Annotated in this window: 12 protein-coding genes; 8 read left to right on the top strand and 4 right to left on the bottom strand. The window is 68.9% G+C overall.

All coding sequences use genetic code 11. The features are described from left to right. The first annotated feature begins 23 nt into the window (after window positions 1–23). Together nusG and ACMYLB_RS11665 are read left to right on the top strand one after the other, a co-directional pair. The gene (gene nusG, locus ACMYLB_RS11670; RefSeq protein WP_415907179.1) at window positions 24–536 is read left to right on the top strand and encodes a transcription termination/antitermination protein NusG; all 513 of its coding nucleotides are present in this window, start codon (window positions 24–26) and stop codon (window positions 534–536) included. Continuing rightward, window positions 533–1,468: a hypothetical protein gene (locus ACMYLB_RS11665; protein ID WP_415907178.1), complete on the top strand. Its 936-nt coding sequence runs from the start codon at window positions 533–535 to the stop codon at window positions 1,466–1,468. The genes nusG and ACMYLB_RS11665 overlap by 4 nt, the downstream gene beginning before the upstream one ends. Window positions 1,469–1,474: 6 nt before the next feature. Here ACMYLB_RS11665 and ACMYLB_RS11660 read toward each other — a convergent pair whose 3' ends face one another. From ACMYLB_RS11660 to pgsA, 3 genes are read right to left on the bottom strand one after another with little or no spacing between them, the layout of a single operon-like run. Next, window positions 1,475–1,849, bottom strand: coding sequence for a DUF4440 domain-containing protein (locus ACMYLB_RS11660; protein WP_415907177.1), 375 nt, complete (start codon window positions 1,847–1,849; stop codon window positions 1,475–1,477). A gap of 2 nt (window positions 1,850–1,851) precedes the next feature. After that, window positions 1,852–2,367 (bottom strand): phosphatidylglycerophosphatase A, encoded by a 516-nt coding sequence (locus ACMYLB_RS11655; RefSeq protein WP_415907176.1) that lies wholly within the window; start codon window positions 2,365–2,367, stop codon window positions 1,852–1,854. Further along, window positions 2,367–2,966 (bottom strand): CDP-diacylglycerol--glycerol-3-phosphate 3-phosphatidyltransferase, encoded by a 600-nt coding sequence (pgsA, locus tag ACMYLB_RS11650; RefSeq protein ID WP_415907175.1) that lies wholly within the window; start codon window positions 2,964–2,966, stop codon window positions 2,367–2,369. The genes ACMYLB_RS11655 and pgsA overlap by 1 nt, the downstream gene beginning before the upstream one ends. A 199-nt stretch (window positions 2,967–3,165) precedes the next feature. Here pgsA and coaD point away from each other — a divergent pair, with 199 nt between their 5' ends. Further along, on the top strand, window positions 3,166–3,699 hold the full coding sequence (gene coaD, locus ACMYLB_RS11645; RefSeq protein WP_415907174.1) for a pantetheine-phosphate adenylyltransferase: 534 nt from the start codon (window positions 3,166–3,168) through the stop codon (window positions 3,697–3,699). A 109-nt stretch (window positions 3,700–3,808) separates the two neighbouring features. Then, a complete protein-coding gene (locus ACMYLB_RS11640; protein ID WP_415907173.1) occupies window positions 3,809–7,180 on the top strand; it encodes a S41 family peptidase in 3,372 nt (1,123 codons plus the stop codon). A gap of 75 nt (window positions 7,181–7,255) precedes the next feature. Here the strand turns inward: ACMYLB_RS11640 and ACMYLB_RS11635 are convergent, their stop codons facing one another. Continuing rightward, entirely contained in the window at window positions 7,256–8,833 is a 1,578-nt protein-coding gene (locus tag ACMYLB_RS11635) for a S10 family peptidase (RefSeq protein ID WP_415907172.1), read from the bottom strand. 167 nt (window positions 8,834–9,000) lie between these two features. Between ACMYLB_RS11635 and ACMYLB_RS11630 the strand changes: the two genes are divergently transcribed. The 4 genes from ACMYLB_RS11630 (at window position 9,001) to ACMYLB_RS11615 (ending at window position 12,931) form a co-directional block, all read left to right on the top strand. Then, the gene (locus ACMYLB_RS11630) at window positions 9,001–10,461 is read left to right on the top strand and encodes an efflux RND transporter periplasmic adaptor subunit (protein ID WP_415907171.1); all 1,461 of its coding nucleotides are present in this window, start codon (window positions 9,001–9,003) and stop codon (window positions 10,459–10,461) included. A gap of 2 nt (window positions 10,462–10,463) precedes the next feature. Further along, the gene (locus ACMYLB_RS11625; RefSeq protein ID WP_415907170.1) at window positions 10,464–11,225 is read left to right on the top strand and encodes an ABC transporter ATP-binding protein; all 762 of its coding nucleotides are present in this window, start codon (window positions 10,464–10,466) and stop codon (window positions 11,223–11,225) included. 2 nt (window positions 11,226–11,227) lie between these two features. Further along, on the top strand, window positions 11,228–12,436 hold the full coding sequence (locus ACMYLB_RS11620) for an ABC transporter permease (RefSeq protein WP_415907169.1): 1,209 nt from the start codon (window positions 11,228–11,230) through the stop codon (window positions 12,434–12,436). A 213-nt stretch (window positions 12,437–12,649) separates the two neighbouring features. After that, the gene (locus ACMYLB_RS11615) at window positions 12,650–12,931 is read left to right on the top strand and encodes a hypothetical protein (RefSeq protein WP_415907168.1); all 282 of its coding nucleotides are present in this window, start codon (window positions 12,650–12,652) and stop codon (window positions 12,929–12,931) included. The last annotated feature ends 22 nt before the right edge of the window (window positions 12,932–12,953 follow it).

Raw genomic sequence — 12,953 nt, 5'->3', positions numbered from 1 at the left:
CGTCCGTCCTTCGTTCTCCGTCAATGGGCCAACACCTCCCCGATTTCACCGAGCCGCGCTGGTTCGTGTGCCACACCAAGCCCCGCTGCGAAAAGAAATTCGCCGACCTGCTCGCGCGGGAGAAATTCGACCACTACCTCGCGCTGATCGAGAGCGTCCGCCGCTACGGCACGCAGAAGAAGGTGTTCACCAAGCCGCTGTTCGCCGGCTACGTTTTCGCGCAGATCATCCCCGAGCGGAAGACCCGCGTCTACCAGCAGGACCTGCTCGTGCGCGCCCTGCTGGTCGAGAACGAGGCCGTGTTCCTCCGCCAGCTCGAGGATGTGAAGGCGGTCTGCGCCTCGGGCTTCGAGGCGGCGCTGCACCCGCTGATCAAGAAGGGCACGCGCGTGCGGGTCAGCGGCGGCCCGCTGCACGGCCTCGAGGGTTATGTCGACGATCCGGTGAACCCGAAGGGAATCGTGGTGTCGGTGGACGTGCTGCAACAGGGCCTGCTGGTCCGGTTGCCCTTGGAAAGCCTCCAACCGCTCCCGTGACCCGCCGTCCGCTCCCGCTCCCCCTCCTCGCGCTGCTCGCCGCCGCGGCCGTCGCCGCGCACGCACAAAGCGGCGCCGCCCCCGCCCCGGCGGCCGAGAACGTCCGCGACAGCGCCTCGCCCGGGCTGTTCAACCGCATCCGCGGCCTCTTCGACATCGACCTGCCGCACCTCGATCCGCCGGGCACTTTCAACGTCACGTTCAACCCGCGCTTCGGCGACCTCATCCACCGCGACTACATCCGCCTGCCCACGGGCGTCCGCTGGACGCTGAACGAGCGCTTCGGCATGAACGTCGAGGCCGAGGCCTACGCCACGCACGGCCTGGGCGGCGGCACCTCCAACTTCGGCGTCGGCGCGCTGCGCCTCGGCGGCAAATACCTCCTGCCCCGCTGGCCGCTGGCGGAATACGAGACGAGCGTCGGCCTGAACCTCGACCTGCCCACCGGCTCGCCCCCCGAGGACCTCACCGACGGGCACAACCACTACTCGCCCTTCCTCGTCGTGCAGCATCACGACGACGCCCACCCGCGCTGGACCGAGTTCGTCGGCCTCAGCGCGGATTTCATCACCCCGTCGCACGTGCGCGGCGGATTCGGGATCAACACGCCGCACGACGACTCCCTCTCCGTCACCACCGGCGCCGTCTACGACCTGGGCCAGCTCAAGTGGACGGTCCAGGCGACCTACACCACCACGCTCCTGCTCAGCGACACCGACGACAACTTCTTCACCATCCGCCCGAGCGTGCTCTGGTTCGTGCCGCGGCGCTTCACCTTCAACTCGAAGACGCAGTGGATCATCGGCCTCGGCGCCCGCTCGACCTGGGGCCCCGACGGCTACGAATTCTCCACCGGCACGCGCGTCCGCGCCGAGATCACCTTCGGGCAGGCCATGGAAAAGCTCCGCGGCGCGGTCAACTACCGCCGCTGATTCCGCTCACGCCACCGGCACCACCGTGCCCTGGTGGTGCAGCATCCGCCAGCCATCCGCCGTCCGGCGCCAGACGCTGCTCCGCCGAGTCAAGCGCCCGGGCTGCTCGAGCAAATAGGTGAGCAGGAAAGTGTCTGCCGCCAGCGCCCGGCAGGCCACGTCCGACAGCGTGCGGGGCTCGGCCGCGGCGCCGGCCGCAGCACGCTTCTCCAGCACGTTGAGCACGACCGCTAGCGTGAACTTCCGGCCGGACGCACCGACCTCCCAGAAATCCTCCGCGAACCACTGCGCCATCGCCGCGCGCGACGTGCCCGCCTGCGGCCAGTGCACCTGGTTCTCCAGCCGCACCAGTTCGTCCTGCACGTGCGCGCCCTCGCTCATCCTCAGAACCGCAGCCAGACCCAGCCGGTCAAATGCAAGGCGGCGCAGGCCGCGAGCGCCGCCGCGAAATCGTCCGCCACGATCCCCCACCCGCCCGGCCAGCGCTGCAGCCGCGCGATGCCGAGCGGCTTCAGGATGTCGAAGACCCGGAACCACGCGAAACCCACCGCGAGCACGGCCCACTCCGGCCACACGCCAGCGAACGCCCGCGCCGCACCGAGGTAGACCAGCGGCATGACCACGAACTCGTCGAGGATCACCTCGCCCGGATCGCTCTTGCCCAGCCGCCGCGCCGCCTCGCCGGTGAACGCCACCGCCAGGTAGCTCGCCAGCAGCGTGACGACGACCGTCGTCGGCCAGGGCACCGCGCGGAAAAACAGCAGGACATAAAACACCCCCGCGGCCGCGCCCCAGGTGCCGGGCGCCGGCAGCCGCGTGCCGAGCGGACCGAGCGTCGCGAGCGCCACGACGAACTTGCCCGGCAGCGCGCCGGCCCAGCGCGGCTCGCTCCAGCGCATCAGTTCATCACCACGTGACCGTGGCGCTTGAAATACGAGAGCCCCGACGTGATCGTCAGCACCGCCGAGAGCACGTAGAGCCCGAGACCGATGGTGTGCACCGTGTGCACGATGATGCTCTGGTCCGGCGGCACCCAGTCGCGATCGAGCATCCGCGCGCCGAGGATCCAGCCGATGGCGTTGAGCTGCACGAAGGTCTTCACCTTGCCGCTCGTGTCCGCCTCGATCGTGACGCCACGGATCGCCGCCGCCATGCGCATGCCCGAAACGGCAAACTCGCGCGAGAGGATGCACATCCAGAGCACCATCGCCACGAGCGCGTAGTCGTGGCCCTGGAACTTGAAATAACCGCCGTTGATCAGCGCGACCATCAGACCGAGCACCATGACCTTGTCGATCACCGCGTCCATGAAGCGCCCGAACTGCGAGACCTGGTTCGCCCGGCGCGCCAGCATGCCGTCGAACCAATCCGTCAGGGCCGCCGCGATGTAGAGCCAGAACGCGACCGTGGCCGCGTTGGGAAACTCCGCATACATCAGGCCGACCACGATGAACATCAGTGGCACGCGCGAGATGGTCAGGATGTTGGGGAGGTTCATGCGCTGGGAGCGAGTCGAGCGGCCGCCCCAATCCTTGGCAACCATGGAGTGCCGCCTCCGGCGGAGGGAGAGACGCGCCCGGCGCACGCCGGTTTCAGGTTTCGTCCCGCCGTCTAGTCCGGAAGGCCCCCGCGCCGCGCACGAATTCTCCTCGCCAACCCGCCGGCGCTGCCGTTGGCTCCGGCCCGCCCGACGCCGCATGAGACTCTGCATCTACCCCGGCACCTTCGACCCCTTCACCAACGGCCACCTCGACGTGCTGCTGCGCGCCGCGAAGCTGTTCGACCGCGTCACCGTCGCCGTGGCGCTCAGCTCGACCAAGGAGCCGCTCTTCACCGCCGAACAGCGCGTCGCCCTGATCAAGGCCACGGTGGGCAAGATGCCCAACGTCGACGTCGTCGCCTTCGACGGCCTGCTGGTCGAGTTCGCCCACAAGCAGCGGGCGCACGCCATCATCCGCGGCCTGCGCGCGCTGTCGGACTTCGAGTTCGAGTTCAACATGGCGCTGATGAACCGCCACCTCGAGCCCCAGGTGGAAACCATCTTCGTGATGCCGAACGAGAGCTACAGCTACACCAGCTCGACCCTGGTGAAGCAGATCGCGCGGCTCGGCGGCGACGTGACGAAGTTCGTCCCCGCCCCCGTCGCCGAGGCCCTGCGCGAGGTCTTCGAGCATCCCACGCCCCGCCAGGCCCGCGCCGGCGCCAAGAGCGGCTGGCATCGGCGGGGATGAGCGCCTCGCGCGTCCGTCCGTCCGCCGCCTTGCCCGTAATTTTCACGCGTTTCGTCCCCGCGCGGTTGGCGTGACGCTCCCCCGGTCCACGCTTCGCTTCCCTTTCCCCATGCGCACGCTCCTCCGCCTCCTCGGTCCGGTCCTCCTCGCGGCCCTCGCGCTCGTCGCCCGCGCCGCCGGCACGCCCGGCTACTACCGCTTCCCCGCCATCCACGGGAACACGATCGCCTTCACCGCCGAGGGCGACCTCTGGCGCGCCTCCCTCGACGGCGGCGCCGCGCAGCGCCTCACGACGCACCCCGGCTACGAGACCAACGCCGCGATCTCCCCCGACGGGCAGTCGGTCGCCTTCTCCGCGCAATACGAGGGTCCGACCGAGGTCTACGTCATGCCGCTCGCCGGCGGCCTGCCCAAGCGCCTGACCTTCGAGGGCGAAGCGGCCCTCGTGCGCGGCTGGACGCCCGACGGCAAGGTGCTCTACGCCACCCGCGCCTTCGCCACCCTGCCCGACAACCAGCTCGTCGCCCTCGACCCGAAGTCCGGCGCGCGCACGTTCGTGCCGCTCGCGCAGGCCGACGAGGGCGCCTACTCGCCCGACGGCCGCACGCTGGTCTTCACCCGCTACTCCTTCCAGGGCTCGCACGCCAAGCGCTACGTCGGCGGCACCGCGCAGAACCTCTGGCGCCTCGACGCCGGCGCGGCCGACGCCGTCCAATACGCGCCGGAGTTCCGCGGCGTCAGCCGCTGGCCGATGTGGCTCGGCGACCGGGTCTACTTCGCCTCCGAGCGCGACGGCACCAGCAATCTCTGGTCGATGAAGCCCGACGGCTCCGACCTGCGCCAGCACACCCGCCACGCCGACTTCGGCGTCAAGAACCCGCAGGGCGACGGCACGCACATCGTCTACCAGAACGGCGCCGACCTCTGGCTCTACGACACGCAGACCGACCAGTCGCGCCGCCTCGAGCTCACGCTCACCTCGGACTTCGACCAGACGCGCGAGACCTGGGTCACGAAGCCGATGGACTTCGTCACCAACTTCGCGCTCTCGCCCGACGGCGACCGCCTCGCCCTCGTCGCGCGCGGCCAGGTCTTCGTCGCACCCGCGGGCCCCGGGCGCCTCGTGGAGGTCGCGCGCAAGAGCGGCGTCCGTTACCGCACCGTGAGCTTCACGCCGGACGGCAAGTCCCTCGTCGTGCTCTCCGACGAGTCGGGCGAAGTCGAGTTCTGGAAGCTCCCCGCCAACAACCGCGGCGCCGCGGCGCAGCTCACGACCGGCGGCGAGACGCTGCGGATGACCGGCGTGCTCTCGCCCGACGGCAAGTGGATCGCCTACACCGAACGCGACAACGACCTGCTGCTTTTCAACCTCGAGACCCGGCAGACCAAGCTCGTCGCGCACTCGAACTACCAGGATTTCACCAGCCCCGACCTCGACTGGTCGCCCGACAGCAAGTGGCTGGCCTACGCGCTCACCGCCGAGACCGGCAACGCCCAGATCCAGCTCTACAGCCTCGACGCCGGCACGTCCACGCCCGCCACGAGCGACCGCGTGATCAGCTCGAGCCCGGCGTTCTCGCCCGACGGCAAGTGGCTGTATTTCCTGTCCGACCGCGAGTTCAAGTCGCTCGTCGGCGCGCCCTGGGGCCCGCGCCAGCCGGAGCCCTTCCTCGACAAGCCGACCAAGATCTACCTGCTCGCGCTCGCCGACGAGAAGCGCTCGCCGTTCCAGCCGAACGACGAGCTCGCCGCCGAGGAGAAGAAGGCGAAGGACGAGAAGAAATCCGACGAGGACAAGCCCGCAGCCGACGACAAGAAGACGGTCGCGAAGGCCGACGGGAAGAAGCCCGCGAACGGCGACCCGAAACCCGCGGACGAAAAGAAGAAGGTCGAGGTGAAGGTCATCCTGGAAGGGCTCGCGGACCGCCTCTGGGAGGTCCCCGTCGCCGCCGGCAACTACGGCAACCTCGCCGTCAGCGACAAGGCGCTCTTCGTCACCGATTCCGACGCCGGGGCCGACGGCCCGAACGCCAACCGTCTCCTCGCCATCGAGATCAAGAACCGGGACGTCGAGACCACCACCGTGCTGAGCGGCGTCGGCGGCTATCGCCTCTCGCTCGACGGCAAGAAGCTCCTCGTCCGGCAGGCGGAGAACTTCGCCATCATCGACGCCGCGCCCCGCGCCGCCAGCGACGTGGCCAAGTCCCGCGTCAACCTCGCCGGCCTCCGCTTCCCCTACTCGCCCCGCGAAAGCTGGCGCCAGATGTTCACCGACGCGTGGCGCCTGCACCGCGATTACTTCTACGCGAAAAACATGCACGGCGTCGACTGGAAGGCCAATCTCCAGAAGCACCTGCCGCTCGTCGAGCGCGTCACCGACCGCGCCGAGCTCGACGACGTGCTCAACTACCTCATCAGCGAGCTCTCCGCGCTCCACACCGACGCCCGCGGCGGCGTCCTGCGCGAGATCGACCCGCAGATCGCCGTCGCCTCCCTCGGCGCACGCTGGACGCGCGACGAGCCCGCCGGCGGCTACCGCCTCGACTACATCTACCAGAGCGACCCGGAGTTCCTCGAGCGGCGCGGCCCGCTGCTGAAACCCGGCCTGGGCATCAAGGCCGGCGACGTCATCGCCGAAATCAACGGCACCCCCACCCTCTCCGTGCCCGACGCCGCTGCGCTGCTCCGCAACCAGGCCAACCGGCAGGTCCTCCTCACGCTGAAGCCCGCGACCGGCGGCGAGCCCTTCCAGCGCGTCGTCACCCCGGTCAGCGCCGCGGCCGCCTCCGGCCTGCGCTACACCGATTGGGAATACACCCGCCGCCTCGCGGTGGATCAGAAGTCCGCCGGCGCGATCGGTTACGCGCACATCCGCGCGATGGGCACGGACAACTTCTACGAGTTCGTCCGCCAATACTACGCCGCCGCCAACAAGGGCGGCCTGATCCTCGACCTGCGCCACAACCGCGGCGGCAACATCGACAGCTGGATGGTCTCGCGCCTCATGCGCCAGCCCTGGATGTGGTGGAGCACGCGCGACGGCGTCGCCTTCCCCCACCTCCAAAGCCCCTTCCGCGGCCACCTCGTCGTGCTCGTCGACGCGTGGACCGCCTCCGACGGCGAGACGATGGCCAACGCCATCCGCCACCTCAAGCTGGGCGAGACCATCGGCGTCCGCACCTGGGGCGGCGGCATCTGGCTCAGCGGCTCGAATTTCCTCGTCGACCGCGGCCTCGCTCGCGCGGCGGAGTTCGGCTCGTTCATCCCCGGCGAAGGCTGGGTGATCGAGGGCGACGGCTTCACGCCGGACGTGATCGTCGACAACAATCCAGTCCGCGCCTTCCACGGCGAGGACGCGCAGCTCGACGCGGCCATCAAGCGCCTGCAGGAGCTGATCGCGAAAAATCCGAAGCACCTCGTCCCCACGCCGCCCGCGTTGCCGGACAAGACGCTGAAGACCTGGACGCCGCCCAAGAGCTGAGCGCGCCCGCGTCCCCCCAAAGCGAAGGGCGAGGCTGACCGCCTCGCCCTCTGCTTTTCCCGACCGGGGGGCGTCTCAGCGCTGCTGCTGGCTCGCCAGCGTCGCCCGGAACCACTGGCTAAAATCGGCCTTCAGCTTCTTCAGCGAGTCCAGGTGCGTATACATCATGTGGCCGGCCTCGTAGTAGGTCATCGTGACGTTCTTCCGCACCGCCTCCGGCAAGTGCATGTGGCGGAACGTCCAGTCCGTCGCGTAATACGGCGTCGCGAGGTCGTAGTAGCCGTTCGCCACCCAGACCTTCATCGCCGGGTTCCGCACCATCGCGTTCTTCAGCATGACGCTGGTGTCGAGGTAGGTGTTCTCGACGTTCTTGTAGCTCCACGGCTGCACGTTCACCAGCACGCCGTAGGGCAGGTCGGTCTCGAACTTCAGCACGTTGCGCGCGTAGTCGCTCATCGCGGCGGCGTAGGGGCCGCGGATCGCCTCCATGCTCGGATCGAAGAAGCCGCCGCGGCCACCCTCGCCGTCGCCGCTCTCGTCGAGAATGCCTGCCACGCTGCTGTCGAGGCGGCCGACCACGACGCCCTCGTCGCGCCGGAGCTCGCGGATGAACTCGCCGATGCTGACGCGCAGGTTCTGTTTCTTGACGTAGTCGAGCGACAGGCCGGTGAGGGCCGCCAGCTCGGCCGCGATGCGCTCGCGCTCCACGGCGGGCAGCGCGTCGCCCTGCAGGAGGGCGAGGGTGTAGTCCTTGGCCGCGAACGCCTCGGCCCGCTTCAGCGCCCCGGCGAGCGTCTTCGCCCACTCGCCCTGGAGGCGCTTGTGATACCAGGCCGTCGCCGTGTAGGTGGGCAGGAAGAGCGGATACGGGTCGTCGTTGCCCGGCGCGAAGCGCGCGGTCTGGAAATTGAGAATCGAGGAGACGAGCATCACGCCGTTCACGTAGAGGTCGTATTTCTGCTGCAGCCGCTCGGAGAGCGCCGTGACGCGCGTGGTGCCGTAGCTTTCGCCGACGAGGAATTTCGGCGAGAGCCAGCGCGAGTTGCGGGTCGTCCAGACCTGGATGAAGTCGGCGAGCGACTCGAGGTCGCCGGTGAAGCCGTGGAATTGCTTCGGGTCCTGGTCCTTCGCCGCGCGGCTGAAACCGCTCGACACCGGGTCCATGAACACGAGGTCGGTCTCGTCGAGCCAGGAGAAGGCGTTGTCCTCGTAGCGATACGGCGCGGAAACGGGGCCGCCGGTGTCGGTCATCACCGCGCGCTTGGGGCCGAGGCCGCCGAGGTGCAGCCAGACGGAGGCGGCGCCGGGGCCGCCGTTGAACGAGAAGGTTACGGGACGCCGCGCGGGGTCCTTTTCGTCGGCCTTCGTGTAGGCCACGTAGAAGATGTTGGCCTTGGCCGCGCCCTTCTCGTCGCGCTGCACGAGGTAGCCGGCGGTCGCCTTGTAGCGGATGACCTTGCCGCCGATGGTGACCTCGCCCTCGGTCACGGACGGCGCCGGGTCCTTCTCCGCCGGCGCGGCGGGGGCCGGTTTCGCGGCCTCGGGCGGTCCCTTGCGATCGGCGCCCGGCTTGTCTTTGGGTTCTTCCTGCGCTGTGGCGACCACGGTCGCCGCCAGCACCAGCGTGGAGAGGAGGTGCTTCAGGGATTTCATGGGGTGCGCGGAACAGAAGCGCGGCGCCCGGTCGAGGCAACAGGAAAGCCGTGACGGGTGAAACCTTTGCGCCGACCGCGGCGTCTCTGGAGTTGGCGGCGTGAACTCGCGGCGGGAAGTTGCCTTCCCCCCGGCGAATCGCTTCGCTCCCCTCCTCTACGCTTCGCATGAAGAAACTCCTGTTGCTCCTCGTCGTGCTCGGTGTCGCTGGCGCCGGCTGGTATTACTATGCGGCCCGCAGCCGCGCCGAAAGCGCGCCCGAGTTCATCACCACCACGGTGGCCCGCGGCGACATCCTCCAGCAGGTCACGGCCACCGGCCAGCTCGACTCCGTCATCAGCGTGGATGTCGGTTCCCAGATTTCCGGCCTGGTCCAGAAACTCTACGTCGATTTCAACTCGCCGGTCAAAAAGGGCGACAAGCTCGCCGAGATCGACCCCGCCACCTACCAGCAGAAGCTCCGCCAGGCCGAGGCCAACCTCGCCAGCGCCGAGGCCTCGAACCAGCTCCAGAAGGTCAACACCGATCGGGTGAAGGAGCTTTTCGCCCAGAAGCTCGTCACCCAGCAGGAATACGACCAGGCCGTCGCCCAGCTCCAGCAGTCCAACGCGGCCCTCGTGACCTCGCGCGCGGCGGTCGAGAATGCCCGGGTCGACCTCGAGCGCTGCACCATCAACTCCCCGATCGACGGCATCGTCATCAACAAGCAGACCGAGGAGGGCAAGACCGTCGCCGCGAGCCTGAACGCCCCGGTGCTCTTCACCATCGTCAACGACCTCTCGAAGATGCAGATCACCGCCGCCGTCGCCGAAGCCGACGTCGGCAGCGTGGCCGAGGGCCAGAGCGTGACGTTCACCGTCGACGCGTTTCCCAACCGCTCGTTCCGCGGCCAGGTCGTGCAGGTGCGCAACGCCCCCAAGACCACCAACAACGTCGTCACCTACGACACCATCATCTCCGTCGACAACCGCGACCTGAAGCTCCGCCCCGGCATGACCGCGAACGTCGCCATCATCGTCGCCCGCCGCGACGGCGTCCTGCGCCTCGCCAACGCCGCCCTGCGTCTGCGCGTGCCCGACGGCGTGACCGTGAAGCGCGACGAGCCCGCGAGCGCGCCCAAGGGCGAGCACGCCGCCCGGAACGACGAGCCGGCCAAGGGCCCGGCCGCTTCCGCGCCGTCCGGCAGCGGCGAAGCAGCCGGCCCGAGCGGCGGCCGCCGTGGCGGCGGCATGTTCGGCAACCTCACGCCCGAGCAGCGCCAGAAGATGCGCGAGATCATGGCTGAGGTCGGCGTCGATTTCCGCAACGGTCCGCCCACGCCCGAACAGCGCGAGCAGATCCGCAAGCTCATGGCCGAGCGCGGCCTCCCCGTGCCCGAATCCTCCGCCAGCGCCCGCCCGGGCGAGGCCGTCGTCACGACCCGCAAGGTCTACAAGCTCGTCGGCGTCGCCCCCAACCAGTCGCTCGAGGAGCTGACCATCAAGGCCGGCATCACCGACGGCACCGCCACCGAGGTCATCGACGGCCTCAAGGAAGGCGATGTCGTCGTGACGAGCGTCAGCGTGCCGAACGCCGCCCCCTCGGGCCGCCCGGCCGCGAATCCCTTCGGCGGCGGACGTCGTTTCTGAGCATGCCCGCCGTCGTTCATCTCGAGGAGATCCACAAGATCTACAACTCGGGCGAAGTGCCCGTCCACGCCGTCCGCGGCGTGACGCTGGAGATCCACAAGGGCGACTTCGTCGCCGTCATGGGCGCGTCCGGCTCCGGCAAGTCCACGCTGATGAACCTGCTCGGCTGCCTCGACCGGCCGACCAAGGGCCGCTACCTGCTCGACGGCACGGACGTTTCCGGGCTGGAGAAGAACCAGCTCGCCGACATCCGGAACCAGAAGCTCGGCTTCGTCTTCCAGGGCTTCAACCTCCTGTCCCGCACCACCGCGCTCGAGAACGTCGAGCTCCCGATGCTCTACGGCGCCCGCAAACTCACGTCGCGCGAGATGCGCGAGCGCGCGCAGCGGAACCTCGAGCTCGTCGGCCTCGGCCAGCGCGCGGACCACTTCCCCAGCCAGCTCTCCGGCGGCCAGCAGCAGCGCGTGGCCATCGCCCGCGCGCTGATCAACGATCCGCAGATCCTCCTCGCCGACGAGCCGACCGGCAACCTCGACTCCAAGACCTCCGTCGAGATCATGGGCGTGTTCCAGAAACTCAACGAACAGGGCATCACCATCGTGATGGTCACGCACGAGCTCGACATCGCCCACTACTGCAAGCGCAACCTGATCATGCGCGACGGCCGCCTCGTCAGCGACGTGCCGGTGACGAACCGCCTGATCGCCACGGAGGAGCTGCGCCGGATCCAGGAAGCCGAGGCCGCCGCCAAACTGACGGACTGACCATGCGCCTGCTCAACACCATCACCGTCGCCCTGCGCGCGCTGCGCCGCAACCTCCTGCGCTCCGTCCTCACCGCGCTCGGCATCATCATCGGCGTCGGCGCTGTCATCGCGATGGTCAGCATCGGCAACGGCGCGAAGTCGCAGGTCGAGGGCCAGATCGCCAGCCTCGGCCAGAACATCATCTCGGTCTTCCCCGGCAATTTCACCCAGGGCGGCGTGCGCGGCGGCTTCGGCAGCGCCAGCACCCTCACGGTCGAGGACGCCATGGCCATCCGCAATGAGGTCGCCGGCGTCGCCAACCTCAGCCCGGACATGCGCGATCGCTCGCAGATCCTCGCCAACGGCCAGAACTGGAGCACCACCGTCCAGGGCGAGGACGTCAGCTACCTCGACATCCGCCTCTGGAACGTCGCCGAGGGGACCATGTTCGGCGACAGCGACGTGCGCAGCGGCGCCAAGGTCTGCGTCATCGGCAAGACCGTCGCCGACCAGCTCTTCCAGGGTGACGACCCGATCGGCCAGACCCTCCGCATCCGCAACATTCCCTTCAAGGTCGTCGGCGTGCTCGCGCCCAAGGGCTTCAACTTCTTCGGCCAGGACCAGGACGACGTCGTGATCGTCCCCTACACCAGCCATCTCAAGCGCATCGCTCGCCGGCCCTACCTCAACTCGATCACCATCCAGGCCGCGAGCGCCGATCAGATGGCGCGCATCCAGCAGGACATCACCGATCTCCTCCAGCAGCGCCGCAACGGCCGCGACCCCGACTTCACGGTCCGCAACCAGCAGGAACTCGCCGAGGCGGCCACCGCCACGACGCGGACCATGACCGTGCTCCTCGGCGCCATCGCCGGCGTCTCGCTCATCGTCGGCGGCATCGGCATCATGAACATCATGCTCGTCTCCGTCACCGAGCGCACCCGCGAGATCGGCATCCGCCTCGCCGTCGGCGCGCACGGCCGCGACGTGCTGCTGCAGTTTCTGACCGAGGCGATCATCCTCTCCATGATGGGCGGCATCCTCGGCATCCTGCTCGGCGTCGGCAGCTCGCAGCTCATCTCGAAGCTCAACGGCTGGCCCGTCCTCGTTTCGAGCAGCGCGGTGATCGGCTCGTTCGCGTTCAGCGCGGCCATCGGCGTCTTCTTCGGCTTCTATCCGGCGCGCAAGGCCGCCGAGCTCGATCCGATCGAGGCGCTGCGCTACGAGTGATTCGCCCCTGGCCGCTCGCCTAGGTCGCGCCGTCCCACTCGCGGGAACGGCGCATCCCGCCCGCGCCGGAAAATCGGCTCGAATCGACCCTGTGCGCCGCGGCGGAAATTCGCGCCGAGTTTTTATCTGCTTGAGGCCAGAGCGCTTAACGGCACCGGACGACCGTTGGCACGCGCGGTGCAATGAGGGGGACAACAATCCACTGATTCTCCCATGAAAACCACGCTCTCCATCATCCTCGCCGCCGCGACCGCCGGCTCCGTCGTGGCCAAGCTCTCCAACGCCGCGTTCCTCGCGAACGTCCCCGGCGAGATCGTCTTCGCCGCCGCCGCCAGCCTCGCCATCGTGGGCATCACGATCGCCGACTACACGCGCAACGTCCGCCCGCTCACCGTCAAGGCGCCGCTCGCCCGCGTCGAGCTGCCCACCGGCAAGCGCAGCCAAGCCTACGGCATCCGCCGCCGCTCCGCCATCGTCGAACGCGTCGCCGCCTGATCCCGCGCGCGCGGTCCCGCGA

This window comes from Oleiharenicola sp. Vm1 (genome assembly GCF_047777955.1).
GTDB lineage: Bacteria > Verrucomicrobiota > Verrucomicrobiia > Opitutales > Opitutaceae > Didemnitutus.
The sequence above is the reverse complement of the archived record's forward strand: the minus strand, read 5'-3'. Positions and strand labels throughout refer to the sequence as shown.

Coding starts and splice junctions, on each gene's coding strand:
- nusG (WP_415907179.1), top strand. CDS start 24: ATGGGCCAACACCTCCCCGATTTCACCGAGCCGCGCTGGTTCGTGTGC.
- ACMYLB_RS11660 (WP_415907177.1), bottom strand. CDS start 1,849: ATGAGCGAGGGCGCGCACGTGCAGGACGAACTGGTGCGGCTGGAGAAC.
- ACMYLB_RS11655 (WP_415907176.1), bottom strand. CDS start 2,367: ATGCGCTGGAGCGAGCCGCGCTGGGCCGGCGCGCTGCCGGGCAAGTTC.
- pgsA (WP_415907175.1), bottom strand. CDS start 2,966: ATGAACCTCCCCAACATCCTGACCATCTCGCGCGTGCCACTGATGTTC.
- coaD (WP_415907174.1), top strand. CDS start 3,166: ATGAGACTCTGCATCTACCCCGGCACCTTCGACCCCTTCACCAACGGC.
- ACMYLB_RS11640 (WP_415907173.1), top strand. CDS start 3,809: ATGCGCACGCTCCTCCGCCTCCTCGGTCCGGTCCTCCTCGCGGCCCTC.
- ACMYLB_RS11635 (WP_415907172.1), bottom strand. CDS start 8,833: ATGAAATCCCTGAAGCACCTCCTCTCCACGCTGGTGCTGGCGGCGACC.
- ACMYLB_RS11630 (WP_415907171.1), top strand. CDS start 9,001: ATGAAGAAACTCCTGTTGCTCCTCGTCGTGCTCGGTGTCGCTGGCGCC.
- ACMYLB_RS11625 (WP_415907170.1), top strand. CDS start 10,464: ATGCCCGCCGTCGTTCATCTCGAGGAGATCCACAAGATCTACAACTCG.
- ACMYLB_RS11620 (WP_415907169.1), top strand. CDS start 11,228: ATGCGCCTGCTCAACACCATCACCGTCGCCCTGCGCGCGCTGCGCCGC.
- ACMYLB_RS11615 (WP_415907168.1), top strand. CDS start 12,650: ATGAAAACCACGCTCTCCATCATCCTCGCCGCCGCGACCGCCGGCTCC.